Origin of the sequence: Massilia horti, from assembly GCF_004614195.1 — a bacterium.
Taxonomy (GTDB): domain Bacteria; phylum Pseudomonadota; class Gammaproteobacteria; order Burkholderiales; family Burkholderiaceae_D; genus Telluria; species Telluria horti.
Genome location: NZ_SPUM01000115.1, coordinates 1 through 15,703, shown reverse-complemented (window position 1 = coordinate 15,703; position 15,703 = coordinate 1). Strand labels below are relative to the sequence as shown.

Sequence of the window (15,703 nt, the reverse complement as noted above, 5' to 3'; positions counted from 1 at the left end):
TGTTTCGGCGAGGCATAGTCACGCCTTCGACATGCGGTTGATTCACGTTACGATGCTGCTGACGGTGCGGGCGGATCGAACGTCCGCGTGCGCACGGGTGCGCACCCTACCCTACGATGCTGCTGACCGGGTGCGCGGATCGCGAACGTTCGCGTATGCAAACGTAGGGTGCGCACCTGTGCGCACGCGGTACGTGTGCGTCATGTTGGCTGATTCAAAATCCATACCCGACAAATTCGACGCGACGTTCAGGCCTCGGCGTCCTCGCCGCTCGTCCCCAGCATCAGCTGCGCGGCCTCGTTCGGCAGCGCTTCGACCGACTTGAGCTTGCGTGCCATCTGTCGGCTGCGCACTTCCGCATTTTCGATATTGCGCGCGGCGCGTTCGAGCGTGACCTTGGTCGCCGCCAGCACGTCGCCGAACTTGCCGAACTCGGTCTTGACCGCGCCCAGCACCTGCCACACTTCCGACGATCGCTTTTCCAGCGCAAGCGTCCGGAAACCCATCTGCAAACTGCTCAATAGCGCCGCCAATGTCGACGGCCCCGCAATCGTCACCCGCAGCACGCGCTGCAGTTCGTCCGCCAGTCCCGGCCTGCGCATCACTTCCGCATACAGGCCCTCGGTCGGCAGGAACAGGATCGCAAAGTCGGTCGTCTGCGGCGGCGCCACGTATTTTTCGCAGATGGTCTTTGCTTCCAGCCGCACGACACGTTCAAGTTCCGCTCCCGCGCGCACGACGCCTTCCGCATCCGCGCGCTCCGCAGCTTCCACCAGCCGTTCGTACTGCTCCTTCGGGAATTTGGCGTCGATCGGCAGCCATAGCGGCGGCCCGCCTTCGACCACGCCCGGCAGCTTGATCGCGAATTCGACGCGTGCGTTCGATCCGGCCACGGTCTCGACGTTCTTTGCGTACTGGTCCACCGTCAGCACCTGCTCGAGCAGCATTTCGAGCTGCACTTCGCCCCAGGTGCCACGCGTTTTCACGTTGGTCAGCACGCGCTTGAGGTCGCCCACGCCGACCGCCAGCTGCTGCATCTCGCCCAGTCCCTGGTGCACCTTTTCCAGCCGCTCCGAGACGTGGCGGAACGATTCGGTGAGGCGCGTCTCGAGCGTCGCATGCAGCTTTTCGTCGACGGTCTGGCGCATCTCTTCCAGCCGCCTGGCGTTGTCAAGCTGCAGATCGCGGATCTTGGTTTCGAGCGTGCCGCGCACCTCGAGCATGCGCTGCGCGTTCGACTCGGTGAGCGCGGACAGGGTTTGTTGCAGCGTGTCCGCAAAACGCTTCAGACCGCGCGCCTGCTCTTCGCGTCCAGCGGCTGAAACCAGCTGGATCTGCTGGCGCATGCTCTCGAGCTGCTGCACGGTGGCGGCCTGGTACTGCGCCAGGCTGGCCGCGACTTCCTGCCGCACCGCCTGGCTGCTCGCCTGCGTTTCGTGGCGCAGCTCCCGCTCCATGCGTTCGAACTGCTGGTCGCTGCCGCCGCGGGCGCGCAGAAACGCAAGCAGCTGCAGCACGACCGCGACGCAGAGCAGCGCGGCGAGGATCAGGAATTGGGTGGATGTCATCGCTCAGTTGGGCTTGTTACGCATCCAGTCCGCGGTCTGGAAGAACGAATTCATCAGCCGCACGCGCAGCTCGTCGTCGAACCCGAGGTCCTCCAGGGCCCAGGCCATCGCGCGCAGCCACTGGTCTCGCTCGCTGGTGCCGATCGCGTATGGCAGGTGGCGCGCTCGCAGGCGCGGATGGCCGTAGCGCTCGACGAACAGGTCGGGACCGCCCATCCAGCCGGACAGGAACATGAACAGCTTCTCGCGCGAGCTGTCGTTCGGTACCGGGTGCATGGCGTGGATGCCGGCGAACTCCGGCTCCAGTTGCATCAGGTCGTAGAAGCGGTCGACCAGTTCGCGCAGGCGCGTTTCGCCGCCGATGATTTCGTAGAGGGTGGGGTTTTGGGTGTCGGTGTCAGGCATAGCGGCCATGATACCGCAGGGCCGAATAGCCGTGTTCCCTGGAAGGGTGCGACGTGGCGCACCCTTCGATCATCAGGCTTCGCGCAGCGTTTGCAGCGGCGGCTGGCGCAATACGTTGCGCAGCCCTAGCCAGCCGCCGACCAGCGCGCACACCGTGCCGGCCGCAATGCCAACCGCCCATACGGTCGGCTCGAACGTCCACTCGAACTTGAACTGGTACGTGGCCAGCGCCCAGCCCATCGCCGCCGCGCCCGATGCCGCCAGCAATCCGGCCAGCGAACCCACCAGCACAAACTCGATGCGCTGCGCCTGCGCCAGTTGCCCGCGCGTGGCGCCCAGCGCCCGCAACAGCCCCGCTTCGCGCGTGCGCTCAAAGGTCGATCCCACCAGGGCCGCATACAGCACCAGCACGCCCGAGGCCAGGGTGAACAGGAACAGGAATTCGACCGCGGTCACGACCTGGTCCAGCACGTCCTGCACCTGGCGGAGGATGCCCGAGACGTCGATTACCGTCACGTTGGGGTAGGTGCGCGCGAGCTTGTTGGCGAAGGCCGCGCCGTGCGCCGGCAGGTGGAACCCGGTCATGTAGGTCGTCGGCGCGCCGGCCATCGCTGCCGGGTTGATGATGACAAAAAAGTTGGGCCGGATCGAGCCCCACTCCAGCTTGCGCAGGCTGGTGATCTTCGCTTCCACGATCTGCCCCGCCATGTCAAAGCGCATCACGTCGCCCAGTTTCAGGTGCAGCGTCCGCGCGATGCCCTGTTCGACCGAGGCCTCGGCCACGCCGGGCGCATCAATGTACCAGTGACCGGCGATGATCTGGTTTTGGGCCGGTGGCTCTTTCATCGTCGACAGGTTGAATTCGCGGTCGGCCAGAGCGCGCGCCCTGTCATCGCTGTAGGTGGATGGCAGGATCGGCTTGCCGTTCACGGCGACCAGGCGGCCCCGGATCATGGGGTACAGCACCGCGTCCTTGACGCCGGCCGCAGCCAGCTGCTGCTCCACACCCTGCCTTTGGTCAGGCATGATGTTGATGATGAACCGGTTCGGTGTATCCGGCGGCATGGTCGTGCGCCAGGCCGACATCAGCTCGCCACGAATGACGGTCAGGAGCAGCAGCGCCATCAGGCCAAGCGACAGCGACACCACCTGCACGACCGTGGTGGCGGGACGCCTTTGCAGAGACGTGATCGCAAAGCGCCAGCCCTGGTGGTCAAACGCACCGCGCAGGTATTTGAGCGAGCGCAGTCCGAGCCACGCGATGAGCGCGAACAGGCCGAAGCCACCGAGAAATCCGCCGGCAGTCGTCAGTGCCAGCCTGGCGTCGCCCGCCTGCCACAGCAGCAGCGCGACGAAGACGGCGATGGCCAGGCCGTAGGTCGCCAGCGCCATCGGTTGCGGCGCCGCCTGCTCGCGCCGGATCACGCGGTTGTGCGGCACGTTGCGCAATTGGAGAACCGGCGGCAGCGCAAACCCGACCAGGAGCAGCATGCCGGTGGCGATGCCCTGCAGCGCGGGAAGCGGCGATACCGGCGGCAGGTCGGTCGCCATCAGCTTGCCGACCAGTTCCAGCAGCACGTAATGGGCGCCGAAGCCGACCAGCACGCCCAGCACGCTGCCGGCCAGGCCGACCAGCGCGAATTCGATCAGGTACATTGCAAAGACCTGGTTCTGGGTCATGCCCAGGCAGCGCAGCATTGCGCATGCGTCCAGGTGCCGCTGCATGAAGCGGCGCGCGGCCATCGCGATAGCAACAGCGGCCAGCATCGCCGACAACAGCCCGACCAGCGACAGGAACAGCTCCGCACGATCGAGCGTGGCGCGCATTTCGGGCCGGCCGTTTTCGAGCGATTCGATGCGCACGCCCTTGACGCTGCCATCCTTGATCTGGGCTCGCAGCCAGTGCTCGTAATCGTCGACGCGCGCGCGGTCGTTCTTCGACGGCGCTGCGACCTGCATGCGGTAGGTCACACGCGCGAAGTTGTCGACCAGCCCGGTCGCCTTGAGGTCTTCGAGCGCGAGCATCACGCGTGGAGCAAAGTTGACGAAGGATGCGCCGCGATCGGGTTCAGATGCGATCAGCTGGGTGATGGTGAACGTCTTGTCACCCAGCTGCAGCGTTGCGCCAACGTGGGTGTTCAGCGCGGGCAGCAGGTTGGCGTCGACCCATACGGTGCCGGGCGCTGGCGTGGCATGAGTAGGCGTGCCGAGCGCCGCGCCGGCCGCATCAGGGTCGCGGGTGATCCGCAGCGTGCCGCGCAGCGGGTAGCCTTTCGAAACCGCTTTCACCGATGCCAGCTGGGCCTGCGAGCCCATACCAATGCCGGCCTGCGCCATGCTGGGGAAGGTGACGGTGTCGGCCAGCAGCAGGCCGCGGCGCTGCGCCTCGCGCCGCCAGTCGGCGCGCACCGGCTGGTCGGAATTGATGAGCAGGTCGGCGCCGATCAGCTGGTGCGCATCGCGGTTAAGGCCAGCGCGCATGCGGTCCACAAAAAAACCGACTGCGGTCAACGCGGACACGGCGACGACCAGCGCCACCAGCAGAAAGCGCAGTTCGCCGGCGCGCCAGTCGCGGGCGGTCATGCGCAGGGATTGAAGGAACATGGAGTTCAAGCCGCGGGAACGTTCGCAAAGAACGCGTCCACCTCGGCCAAGAACGCACGCTTTTGCTCCGGCTCGATGAACGACGCTTCAAAGCTGTTCCGCGCCAGCTGTTTGGCGTGCGACGCATCGAGCGGCAGGGCCTCGAACGCCGCCACGAAATTCTGGTTGATGTAGCCGCCGAAGTAAGCCGGATCGTCCGAATTGACGGTCGCCTTCAGGCCGGCATCGAGCAGCTTGCGCAGGTTGTGTTCGCCCATTACGTCGAACACGCGCAGCTTGATGTTCGACAGCGGGCACACCGTCAGCGCGATCTGTTCGCGCTTGATGCATTCAACGAGCACCGGATCCTCCAGGCAGCGCACGCCGTGGTCGATGCGCTCGACGTTAAGCACCTCGAGCGCGCTGGTGATGTAGTCCGGCGGCCCCTCTTCGCCGGCATGCGCAACGAGCCGCAGGCCCAGCGCACGCGCGCGCTCGAACACGCGGCGGAACTTCTCCGGCGGGTGTCCCACCTCGGACGAATCGAGCCCTACGCCGATGAACTTGTCGAGAAATGGCTGCGCTTGTTCGAGCGTGTCGAGCGCTTCGTCTTCAGACAAATGGCGCAGGAAGCACATGATCAAACTGGCGCTGATCGGGGCGTCCTGGCAGGCGCGCCAGATGCCGTTGATCACGGTCTCGAACGGCACGCCGCGCGCCGTGTGCGTTTGCGGATCGAAGAAGATCTCGGCATGGCGCACGCTGTCCGCATGCGCACGCTTGAGGTATGCGGCGGTCATATCGTAGAAGTCCTGCTCGGTCAGCAGGACGCTGGCGCCCGCGTAGTAAATGTCGAGGAAGGACTGCAGATCGGTGAAAGCGTAAGCCTGACGCAACGCTTCGACGGAGGGATAAGCCAGTGAAACGCTGTTCCTTTGCGCCAACGCAAAGATTAGTTCGGGCTCGAGCGACCCTTCGATATGGATGTGCAGTTCAGCCTTCGGCATGCCTTGAACAATGTTGCGAAGCTGTTCGTTCAGCATCTTTTTTCTCCATCAAAGGTCGGTTTGGTAGGACATGGCCGACAAGTGTACCGCATGCGCGCCGAGGCCCGATTTCACAGCAGAATATGTGTGGAGCGCGCATGATTTGGTGTGCGCCACAGCTTGCCGAGATCGTGCAATATGAACTCACCATTTGTGAAATCGGGGCAGCGTTTTTGGGGCTCGAGAGGCCGCGTTCAGCAGCCTTTCCACCGCCCGAACCGCGCTGTTTCCGGGTGCTTTCGAGGCCCTGCTAAAAATGGTGTTTTTCATTTCAAATCAATGAGTTAAGACCGCCCAACCGATGCGCACGACACTGCTTTGACTTCCGGAACCATTAGGCACATAATAAATTTCAACTACGCAAAATAAGACGCTCAGAACGCGCGGGGAGACCGGACACGATCCGGATAATAAGAACCACGCTCGCCGAGCCCGTGTACGTACCAACTACAGCACGGGACAAGCGCAGCGACCCAAACGAAGGAGTACGCCAAGGACCGGGGGCTGGGCAGTCGCACAACGCCGACTGCCGTGACAGTGATCGTTGTTAGCACATTAAAGGACATGCATATGACCATTTTTGACAACTACGCAGCCCGCTACGAGCGCACCCGCGAAGAGGAATATTCCCTGGCAGAGTATCTGCAACTCTGCAAGAAGAACCCGCTGACCTACGCCAGCGCCCCGGAGCGCATGCTTGCTGCAATTGGCGACCCGACCCTGGTCGATACGCGACTCGATCCGCGCCTGTCGCGCATTTTCGCCAACAAGGTCATCAAGATTTACCCGGCGTTCAAAGAGTTCTACGGAATGGAGGAAGTGATCGAGCAGGTCGTCTCGTACTTTCGCCATGCCGCGCAAGGCCTCGAGGAACGCAAGCAGATCCTGTACCTGCTGGGCCCGGTCGGCGGCGGCAAGTCGTCGATCGCCGAAAAGCTCAAGCAACTGATGGAACAAGTGCCGTTCTACTGCCTCAAGGGCTCGCCCGTGAACGAGTCGCCGCTGGGCCTGTTTAGCGAGGAAGAAGACGGCACCATCCTGGAAGAGGACTACGGCATTCCGCGCCGCTACCTGCGCACGATTCCCAGCCCGTGGGCAGTCAAGCGCCTGCACGAATTCGGCGGCGACATCAACCAGTTCCGCGTGGTCAAGCGCTATCCTTCCGTGCTCAAGCAGGTCGCGATCGCCAAGACCGAACCGGGCGACGAGAACAACCAGGACATCTCTTCGCTGGTGGGCAAGGTCGACATCCGCAAGCTTGAAGACTACGCGCAGGATGACCCGGACGCCTACAGCTATTCCGGCGGCCTGTGCCTGGCCAACCAGGGCCTGATGGAATTCGTCGAGATGTTCAAGGCGCCGATCAAGGTGCTGCACCCGCTGCTGACCGCAACCCAGGAGGGCAACTACAAGGGGACCGAGGGCTTTGGCGCAATTCCGTTCGAGGGCATCATCCTGGCGCACTCGAACGAGTCGGAATGGAAGGCGTTCCGCAACAACCGCAATAACGAGGCCTTCCTCGACCGGATCTACATCGTCAAGGTGCCGTACTGCCTGCGCGTGTCCGACGAAATCAAGATCTACGACAAGCTGCTGCGCAACTCGTCGCTCGACAAGGCGCCATGCGCGCCGGGCACGCTGCGCATGATGGCGCAGTTCGCGATCCTGTCGCGCCTGAAGGACCCGGAAAACTCCAGCATCTATTCGAAGATGCTGGTCTACGACGGCGAGAACCTGAAGGACACCGACCCCAAGGCCAAGTCGCTGCACGAGTATGTCGACTATGCCGGCGTGGACGAAGGCATGAACGGGCTGTCGACGCGCTTCGCGTTCAAGATCCTGTCCAAGGTCTTCAACTTCGACAACACTGAGGTCGCCGCCAACCCGGTGCACCTGCTGTACGTACTGGAGCAGCAGATCGAACGCGAACAATTCCCGCCAGAATCCGAACAGCGCTACTTCTCTTATATCAAGGAGCACCTGGCGCAGCGCTACGTCGATTTCATCGGCAAGGAAATCCAGACCGCCTACCTCGAGAGCTATTCGGAGTATGGCCAGAACATCTTCGACCGCTACGTCACGTTCGCCGACTTCTGGATCCAGGATCAGGAGTTCCGCGATCCGGACACCGGCGAGTCGTTCGACCGCGAAGCCTTGAACAGCGAGCTGGAAAAGATCGAGAAGCCGGCCGGCATTTCGAATCCGAAAGACTTCCGCAACGAGATCGTCAACTTCAGCCTGCGCGCACGCGCCACCAACGGCGGCAAGAACCCGGCGTGGACCAGTTATGAGAAGTTCCGCACGGTGATCGAGAAGAAAATGTTCTCCAATACGGAAGAGCTGCTGCCGGTGATTTCGTTCAACGCCAAGGCCAGTGCCGAGGACGCGACCAAGCACGCCGACTTTGTCGCGCGCATGGTCGAAAAAGGCTACACGGCCAAGCAGGTGCGACTCCTGTGCGAATGGTACCTGCGTGTGAGGAAATCCTCGTAAGACGGGGCGGCGGGACCGGGTTGCGTTCGTGGCCGGCCCCGCCCCCTGCGGTTCCCGAAATTTGTTGTGTGCGACAAGGCCGCCCAGGACAGGGCCACTGCCGCCACGCCAGCCGTGCCCGGTTCCGCGCGGCGCACGTCCGCCGACCCTGCCTGACGTGCGCCGCACACGTCCACACGCGGCGTATTAAGATAGGGGCATCGGGGTGGCCGTCCCCGGCTCCGCGATTATCAGCAGGAGGCACGTTTTGACTTACCTCATCGACCGTCGCTTGCAGGGCAAGAACAAGTCCGCCATCAACCGCGAACGATTCCTGCGCCGCTACAAGGCACAGATCAAGGATGCGGTCGGCCGCGCAATCAAGGGCCGCTCGATCACCGACATCGAAAATGGCGAGAAGGTCTCGATTCCCGTCAAGGACGTGAACGAGCCGCATTTCGGCCACGCCCATGGCGGCGTCTGGGAGACCGTCAACCCCGGCAACACCGAATACCAGAAAGGCGACCAAATCAACCGCCCGCGCAGCGGCGGCGGCGCCGGCCGCGGCAAGGCGGGCAATAGCGAACAGACGACCGAAGACGACTTCATCTTCGAGCTGTCGCGCGAAGAATTCATGAATTATTTTTTCGAGGATCTTGAGCTGCCGAACATGGTGAAGACGCAGCTGACCCAGACCGTCGAATGGAAGAACCAGCGCGCCGGCTACAACATCTCGGGCACGCCGTCGAACATCCACGTGCTGCGCTCGCTGCGCGGCGCGCTGGGGCGGCGCATCGCGGTCGGCGGGCCGTCCCGCAAGCAGCTGCACCACGCGGAAAGCGAGCTCATCGCCCTGCTCGATCGCGGCGCGCCGTCCGACGACGAGCGGGTGGTCGAGTTGCGGCACCTGATCCACCACCTGCACACGCGGCTGCACGCGATCCCGTTCATCGATCCGTTCGACCTGCGCTACACCAACCGGATCAAGGTGCCCAAGCCGAGCACCTCGGCGGTGATGTTCTGCATCATGGACGTGTCCGGCTCGATGGACGAGACGCGCAAGGACACCGCCAAGCGTTTCTTCATCCTGCTGTACCTGTTCTTAAAGCGCGTGTACGAGCACATCGAAGTGGTCTTCATCCGCCACCACACCGCCGCGTCCGAAGTCGACGAGCACGAGTTCTTCCACTCGCGCGAATCGGGCGGCACGGTGGTCTCGTCGGCGCTGCACCTGCTGAACAAGATCATCAGCGAGCGCTATTCCAATGCCGACTGGAACGCCTACGTGGCCCAGGCCTCGGACGGCGACAACTGGGACAACGATTCAGTGCTGTGCAAACAGATCCTGACCCAATCCATCATGCCGAGCGTGCAGTACTACACCTACGTCGAAATCACCGACGGACCGCCGCAGAACCTGTGGGAGCAGTACACCGAGGTGGCCGCGCAGCACGCGAACTTTGCAATGCAAAAAATCGTGTCGCCTGCCGACATCTACCCGGTGTTCCGTGAGTTGTTCAAAAAGCAGGTACACAAGTAAGAGGCAAGCCATGCCAAGAGACCCGAAACACCCGCGCGCCCTGCCCGACCAGTCGGAATGGACGTTCGACCTGATCGAGCAGGCGCACGAGGAAATCGCACGCGTGGCCAGGCGCTTTGGCCTGGACACCTACCCCAACCAGCTCGAGATCATTACCGCCGAGCAAATGATCGACGCTTATACCTCGGTCGGCATGCCGGTCTCCTACAATCACTGGTCGTTCGGCAAGCACTTCCTGGCGACGGAAAAGAGCTACCGCCGCGGCCAGATGGGCCTGGCCTACGAAATCGTGATCAACTCCAACCCCTGCATCGCCTATCTGATGGAGGAGAACAGCCTGACGATGCAGGCGCTGGTGATCGCGCATGCTGCCTATGGGCACAATTCGTTCTTCAAGGGCAACTACCTGTTCCGCACCTGGACCGACGCCGACGCCATCGTCGACTACATGGTCTTTGCCAAGAACTATATTGCGGAATGCGAGCAGCGGCATGGCATCGACGCGGTCGAGGAACTGCTCGACTCGTGCCACGCGATCCAGAACTATGGCGTGGACCGCTACAAGCGTCCGGCCAAGCTGTCCATCGCCCAGGAGCAGGCGCGCCAGAAGGAGCGCGAGGAATATGCCCAGTCCCAGGTCAACGAACTATGGCGCACACTGCCGCGGCGCGCCGAGGAAGCGACCAGCGTGACGCCGCAGCGCTTTCCGCCCGAGCCGGAAGAGAACCTGCTGTATTTCATTGAAAAGTATGCGCCGCTGCTGGAGCCCTGGCAGCGCGAGCTGGTGCGCATCACGCGCAAGATCTCGCAATATTTCTATCCCCAGCGGCAGACCCAGGTGATGAACGAGGGCTGGGCCACGTTCTGGCACTACACCATCCTGCATGAACTATATAAAGAGGGCATCGTCGGCGACGGCTTCATGCTCGAATTCCTGCAAAGCCATACCAACGTGGTATACCAGCCGGCCGCAACCAGCCCTTATTATTCGGGCATCAACCCGTATGCGCTCGGCTTCGCCATGATGACGGACATCCGCCGCGTTTGCGAAAACCCCACCCTCGAGGACCGGGCCTGGTTCCCGGACATGGCCGGCAGCGACTGGCTCAAGACGCTCGATTTCGCGATGCGTAACTTCAAGGATGAAAGCTTCATCGCCCAGTACCTGTCGCCCAAGCTGATCCGCGACTTCCACTTCTTCGCCATCCTCGACGACGACCGCAGCGACAAGCTGACCGTCTCGGCGATCCATGACGAAGCGGGCTACCGCTACGTGCGCCAGCAACTCGCGGAACAATACAACCTGGGCAACCGCGAGCCCTACATCCAGGTCTGGCATGTCAACACGCGTGACGACCGCGCGCTGACGCTGCGCCACACCCAGGTGCAGCGCCGTCCGCTGAACAACCAGGCGCAGGAAGTACTCAAGCACGTGGCCCGCCTGTGGGGCTTCGACGTGCGGCTGGAGACGGTCGACCCGACCGGCCACGTCGTCAGTTTCCTGGAGTGCCGCCGCGAGAAACGCGGCCGCTGATCCGACCGGGGCGCGCGCCGCGCCCCACCCCGCCTCACGCACCGCCGGTGCGCCCCGCCCCTTGCCTTGCCGACAACCCCGTTTTGTTCGGGGAAATGTCTTATCTGACTCATATCAACAAGTCGGCGAGCTATCACCACAATTCATAGCTCAGCATTGTCCAACCCCGGACGAGCGACTTCCAATTGTACGCCTCGGCTCGCCGGAGATGGCTATAGTTTGCAAAAAGATCTCTTCCGCATCAAACGATGTTTGACCAAAAGCAAGAATAATGTGAAAAAATTTGGAAAAGCACCATCGGCCCTTGATCTTCCACACCTCTAGGAGACGCATTATGCAATATTGCAATTCTGTTTAGCTCCCGCGACCGCAACGGCCCGCACAACGCCCCGAAAACACTCGCCGTTCTTGCCGTATTTTCAGGCAAATAGCGTGCAATTTTGCGCATGAAAAATGTCTGTGCAAAAAACAATTCGTAGGTATAATTCCGCGATGTCCCGGGATGCGGCCCTAGTTTTTGTCGTGTTTTGTGGGTTTCAAGTAGCAAACCAAAAGAGAGTTGGTATTGGAGAAAGCAGGATGAATTTTTCGCACGAGAAGCAACCGGGGAAGAATTTCACTGGCATCGCCATTGTCATCGTCTTGCACGTGATTGTCGCCTGGGGGATCATCAACGGTCTCGGCAAGCGCATGATCACCAAGATGGCGGAGGCAGTGGAGACCAAGATTATCGAGGAAGTGAAACCGCCCCCACCGCCGGAAACGCCGCCACCGCCGCCACCGCCCGAGATGAAAGCGCCGCCGCCGCCGTTCATCCCGCCGGTCGAGGTACAGGTGCAGCAGCCGCCTCCGGTGCAAAACACCATCGCCGTGGCGACCACCCAGAAGCCGGCAAGCACAGAACTGCAGAGAACCCCACCGGCACCACCCGCACCAGTGCAGAACGCGGCACCGGTACGGATCCCGGCCGTCGCCGATTTCAGCACCTGCGCCAAGCCGGAGTGGCCGAAATCGTCGCTGCGTAACGAGGAAACGGGCACGGTGACCCTGCAGTTCCTGATCGGCGTTGACGGTCGGGTGGTCGATTCCAAGGTCCTCAAGTCAAGTGGCTTCCGCGACCTGGACAAGGCCGCGCAAGTCGGTATCGGAAAGTGCCGATTCAAGCCAACCATGGTAGACGGCAAGCCAGAACAAGCGTGGATGCAAATGCAATACGTCTGGTCGCTGGAATAACCGAGACAGCGATACCGTCTCAACTATGATTCGTTGTCATTTGCTCAGCGAACTGTCTTATTTAATTTTTGGAGGAAGCATGTTTAAGAATACCCGTTTGTCCGCTGTGCTGGCGGCAGTTCTGTTCTCGGTTACGGCCGCTTCGGCGCTGGTGTCCGCACCGGCCTTCGCCGATGCGCCGGCAGCCGCGGCAGCGAGCGCCCCGGCCGCTGACGCTGCTCCGGCAGCCGACGCAGCAGCTCCTGCGGCAGACGCAGCAGCACCGGTTGCCAAGAAAGAAGAAGTCGAGAACCCGTTCGGCCCCGCGGCCGTGTGGAATGGCGGCTTCGTCCCGCGCGCTACCATTATCATCCTGTCGCTGATGTCGATGGGCTCCTGGTACATCATCGTGACCAAGCTGCTCGACCAGATGAAGATCTTCAAGCAGTCGAAGGAAACCTCGGCTAAGTTCTGGAAAGCACCGTCGATCGCTGCCGGCTCGGCCCAGCTGAAAGAAGGTTCGCCGTTCCGCTTCATCGCTGAAACCGGCACCAAGGCTACCCAGCACCACGACGGCGCCCTGCTCGAGCAGATCGACCTGTCGACCTGGGTCACCATGTCGATCCAGCGCGCTGTGGAAAAAGTCCAGTCGCGCCTGCAAGACGGCCTGTCGTTCCTGGCAACCGTTGGTTCGACCTCGCCGTTCATCGGTCTGTTCGGTACCGTGTGGGGTATTTACGGCGCGCTGACCAACATCGGTATGACCGGTAACGCGTCGATCGACAAGGTGGCAGGTCCGGTCGGTGAAGCACTGATCATGACCGCGTTCGGTCTGTTCGTCGCAGTTCCGGCCGTTCTGGGCTACAACTGGCTGGTTCGCCGCAACAAGGCTGCCATGGAAGACGTGCGTTCGTTCTCGGCTGACGTGCACTCGGTGCTGGTGTCGGGCGTGATGTCGACTTCCGAAGCTGCACGTGCCGCTGGCGCTAATGCTAAAAAGGTTGGCTAAACCATGGGCATGAGTGTTGGCTCCGATAGCGGAGATGAAGATACCGTGATGTCGGAGATCAACACGACGCCCCTCGTGGACGTCATGTTGGTTCTCCTGATCATCTTCCTGATCACGAGCCCGGTGGTGATGCAAATGCAAAAGGTCACCCTGCCGAGCGAGACTAACCAGGCTGTCAAGAACAAGCCGGAAGACATTAACATCATCGTCAACAAGGATGGCGAGATCTACTGGGGTCAAAAGCATCTGGCCAACACGGACGAACTGTTCAAAATGCTGAGCAAGGAGTCGGTGAAGGTGCCCCAGCCGGCGGTCCACGTGCGCGGTGACCAGAACACCCGTTACGAGTCGGTCGGCCGGGTGATCTACACGGCACAACGTGCTGGCGTGCAAAAGGTCGGTTTCGTTATCGAACCACCTGACAAGGGCTAAGGCCTGCGCCGCGGCTTCCCCCGGGAAGCCGCGGCCGCCACCGCACACTAGAAAGGAAACACCATGAGTATGAATGTCGGTTCTAGCTCCGGAGGCAATGCAGATCCGGAACCGATGATGGAAATGAACATGACCCCCTTGATCGACGTGATGTTGGTCTTGATTATCATGCTGATCATTACCATCCCGAAGCAGATGCACTCGGTCAATCTGAACATGCCGGTTGGCAATCCTCCGCCGCCGACGACGCCGCCTGAGGTGGTCACGATCGACGTGGACTTTGATGGCACTATCCTCTGGAATAATACTCCAGTGCCAGATCGTGCTACACTGGAAGCGAAGCTTGGCAACGTCGCGGCGCAAGCCGAGCAGCCGGAAGTGCACCTGCGTCCGAACAAGCTGGTCGAGTACAAGGTGGTTGCTGGCGTGATGGCTTCGGCCCAGCGTCTCGGCGTTACCAAGATCGGCATGGTTGGCAACGAGCAGTTCCAGTAAGCCGTATCTACTGTGACATACACGGCAGGGATTCCCTGCCGTGTCTATTTTGAATGAGAGATTTTCGATAATGTCCAAGTTCCGTCTCGCACACCTCGGCCTCGTCTTGGCCGCACTCGGATTTACCGCCGCAACCCCTGTCATCGGCCTGGCCCCGGCGTATGCTGCGGCAACGCTCCGGCCGGAAGTGGGCACCCCACTGGTGGCAGCGCAACAACTGATGAAGCAGGGCAAGAACAAAGATGCGCTGCTCAAGCTGCACGAACTTGACAAAGTCAGCGGCAAGACCCCGGATGAAAACTACCTGATCGAGCGCACCCGCGCCGGTGCCGCCGCTGCCGCCGGCGACAACGACGCCGCCGCCAAGGCCTTCGAGGCCCTGCTCGCCTCGGGCAAACTGAGCCCGGCAGAGCGCTCGCAATTCTCCGAAGGCCTGGTCGGCATCTACATGCGCTCCGGCGACCTGAACAAGGCCAATGCCGCGATCGACAAGCTGCTCAAGGAAAAGGACGATCCGAAGCTGCGCGCCTACCTGCTGCAGAACTACTACAAGCAGGGTAACTGGACCGCGCTCGAAAACGAACTGCACACTGCCGAAAAGCGCGGCGGCCTGAACGAAGACCAGCTGGGCATGCTGGCCAACGTCCAGCTCAAGAAAAACGACAAGGCAGGCTACGTCCACACCATCGAGAAGCTGGCCGCCGGCTATCCGAAAGCGCGCTACTGGGAAGACCTGCTCAACCGCGTACAGGGCAAGCCGAACTTCTCCAGCCGCCTGTCGGTTGACGTCTACCGCCTCAAATTCGCCAACGGCCTGATGAAAAAGCCGTCCGAGTACATGGAAATGGCCCAGCTGCTGCTGCAGTCGAAGGCCCCGGCCGAAGCGGTCAAGGTGATCGACAAGGGCTTCAAGGCCGGCGCCCTGGGCACTGGCCCGGATGCCGCGCGCCACCAGCGCCTGAAGGACCTGGCCGAGAAGACCCTGGCCGAGCAGAACAAGAATGCCGTCACCGACGAGGCCGAGTTCACCAAGATCAAGGACGGCGACGCGCTGGCCGCGCTGGGCTACGGCCTGGTACAGTCCGGCCAGGCTGACAAGGGCCTGAAGATCATGGAAACCGCGATCAAGTCGGGCACCGTGAAGAACGTCGACGAAGTCAAGCTGCACCTGGGCGCGGCCTATGCTGCCGCCGGCAAGAAGCAGCAGGCGATCAGCACGCTCAAGTCCGTTGGCGGCGACAACGGCGCTGCCGACCTGGCGCGTTACTGGGTCATGGCGATCAACAAGCCGATGGCGTAATCGCTTCGATTCGAACGCAGCGATCAAAACGCTGCCTGCTCGCGCAGGCAGCGTTTTTTTTGGCTATGTCACCGGTAAGTATGGGTTCACGCGCGCCGTAGGGTGCG

At 61.8% G+C, this 15,703-nt stretch carries 12 protein-coding genes; 8 read left to right on the top strand and 4 right to left on the bottom strand.

Features of this window, described 5'->3' with window-relative positions; genetic code table 11:
• Positions 1 to 248 precede the first annotated feature (248 nt).
• The 4 genes from E4O92_RS17605 to E4O92_RS17590 all read right to left on the bottom strand — a co-directional run bounded on the left by E4O92_RS17605 (position 249) and on the right by E4O92_RS17590 (position 5,599).
• Positions 249 to 1,568 (bottom strand): DNA recombination protein RmuC, encoded by a 1,320-nt coding sequence (locus E4O92_RS17605; RefSeq protein ID WP_135190958.1) that lies wholly within the window; start codon positions 1,566 to 1,568, stop codon positions 249 to 251.
• 3 nt (positions 1,569 to 1,571) lie between these two features.
• The gene (locus tag E4O92_RS17600; RefSeq protein ID WP_229483470.1) at positions 1,572 to 1,982 is read right to left on the bottom strand and encodes a group II truncated hemoglobin; all 411 of its coding nucleotides are present in this window, start codon (positions 1,980 to 1,982) and stop codon (positions 1,572 to 1,574) included.
• A gap of 63 nt (positions 1,983 to 2,045) precedes the next feature.
• Complete coding sequence (locus E4O92_RS17595; RefSeq protein ID WP_135190957.1) at positions 2,046 to 4,577, bottom strand: ABC transporter permease; 2,532 nt, start codon at positions 4,575 to 4,577, stop codon at positions 2,046 to 2,048.
• Positions 4,578 to 4,582: 5 nt separating this feature from the next.
• Positions 4,583 to 5,599, bottom strand: coding sequence for an adenosine deaminase (locus E4O92_RS17590; protein WP_135190956.1), 1,017 nt, complete (start codon positions 5,597 to 5,599; stop codon positions 4,583 to 4,585).
• 573 nt (positions 5,600 to 6,172) lie between these two features.
• On the opposite strand from E4O92_RS17590, the gene E4O92_RS17585 reads away from it, so the two are divergent.
• From E4O92_RS17585 to E4O92_RS17550, 8 genes are all read left to right on the top strand, one after another.
• Positions 6,173 to 8,095, top strand: a complete 1,923-nt coding sequence (locus E4O92_RS17585; protein WP_135190955.1) for a PrkA family serine protein kinase — start codon at positions 6,173 to 6,175, stop codon at positions 8,093 to 8,095.
• A 247-nt stretch (positions 8,096 to 8,342) separates the two neighbouring features.
• A complete protein-coding gene (locus E4O92_RS17580; RefSeq protein WP_135190954.1) occupies positions 8,343 to 9,614 on the top strand; it encodes a YeaH/YhbH family protein in 1,272 nt (423 codons plus the stop codon).
• A gap of 10 nt (positions 9,615 to 9,624) precedes the next feature.
• A complete protein-coding gene (locus E4O92_RS17575; RefSeq protein WP_135190953.1) occupies positions 9,625 to 11,148 on the top strand; it encodes a SpoVR family protein in 1,524 nt (507 codons plus the stop codon).
• A 579-nt stretch (positions 11,149 to 11,727) separates the two neighbouring features.
• On the top strand, positions 11,728 to 12,381 hold the full coding sequence (locus tag E4O92_RS17570; protein ID WP_135190952.1) for an energy transducer TonB: 654 nt from the start codon (positions 11,728 to 11,730) through the stop codon (positions 12,379 to 12,381).
• A gap of 79 nt (positions 12,382 to 12,460) precedes the next feature.
• Positions 12,461 to 13,369: a MotA/TolQ/ExbB proton channel family protein gene (locus E4O92_RS17565; protein ID WP_206076900.1), complete on the top strand. Its 909-nt coding sequence runs from the start codon at positions 12,461 to 12,463 to the stop codon at positions 13,367 to 13,369.
• Positions 13,370 to 13,372: 3 nt separating this feature from the next.
• On the top strand, positions 13,373 to 13,801 hold the full coding sequence (locus tag E4O92_RS17560) for an ExbD/TolR family protein (RefSeq protein WP_135190951.1): 429 nt from the start codon (positions 13,373 to 13,375) through the stop codon (positions 13,799 to 13,801).
• Positions 13,802 to 13,864: 63 nt separating this feature from the next.
• Positions 13,865 to 14,296, top strand: coding sequence for an ExbD/TolR family protein (locus E4O92_RS17555; RefSeq protein WP_206076899.1), 432 nt, complete (start codon positions 13,865 to 13,867; stop codon positions 14,294 to 14,296).
• Between the two features lie 70 nt (positions 14,297 to 14,366).
• Positions 14,367 to 15,596: a tetratricopeptide repeat protein gene (locus tag E4O92_RS17550; protein ID WP_135190950.1), complete on the top strand. Its 1,230-nt coding sequence runs from the start codon at positions 14,367 to 14,369 to the stop codon at positions 15,594 to 15,596.
• The last annotated feature ends 107 nt before the right edge of the window (positions 15,597 to 15,703 follow it).

Coding starts and splice junctions, on each gene's coding strand:
- E4O92_RS17585 (WP_135190955.1), top strand. CDS start 6,173: ATGACCATTTTTGACAACTACGCAGCCCGCTACGAGCGCACCCGCGAA.
- E4O92_RS17555 (WP_206076899.1), top strand. CDS start 13,865: ATGAGTATGAATGTCGGTTCTAGCTCCGGAGGCAATGCAGATCCGGAA.
- E4O92_RS17605 (WP_135190958.1), bottom strand. CDS start 1,568: ATGACATCCACCCAATTCCTGATCCTCGCCGCGCTGCTCTGCGTCGCG.
- E4O92_RS17595 (WP_135190957.1), bottom strand. CDS start 4,577: ATGTTCCTTCAATCCCTGCGCATGACCGCCCGCGACTGGCGCGCCGGC.
- E4O92_RS17570 (WP_135190952.1), top strand. CDS start 11,728: ATGAATTTTTCGCACGAGAAGCAACCGGGGAAGAATTTCACTGGCATC.
- E4O92_RS17600 (WP_229483470.1), bottom strand. CDS start 1,982: ATGGCCGCTATGCCTGACACCGACACCCAAAACCCCACCCTCTACGAA.
- E4O92_RS17565 (WP_206076900.1), top strand. CDS start 12,461: ATGTTTAAGAATACCCGTTTGTCCGCTGTGCTGGCGGCAGTTCTGTTC.
- E4O92_RS17590 (WP_135190956.1), bottom strand. CDS start 5,599: ATGCTGAACGAACAGCTTCGCAACATTGTTCAAGGCATGCCGAAGGCT.
- E4O92_RS17575 (WP_135190953.1), top strand. CDS start 9,625: ATGCCAAGAGACCCGAAACACCCGCGCGCCCTGCCCGACCAGTCGGAA.
- E4O92_RS17560 (WP_135190951.1), top strand. CDS start 13,373: ATGGGCATGAGTGTTGGCTCCGATAGCGGAGATGAAGATACCGTGATG.
- E4O92_RS17550 (WP_135190950.1), top strand. CDS start 14,367: ATGTCCAAGTTCCGTCTCGCACACCTCGGCCTCGTCTTGGCCGCACTC.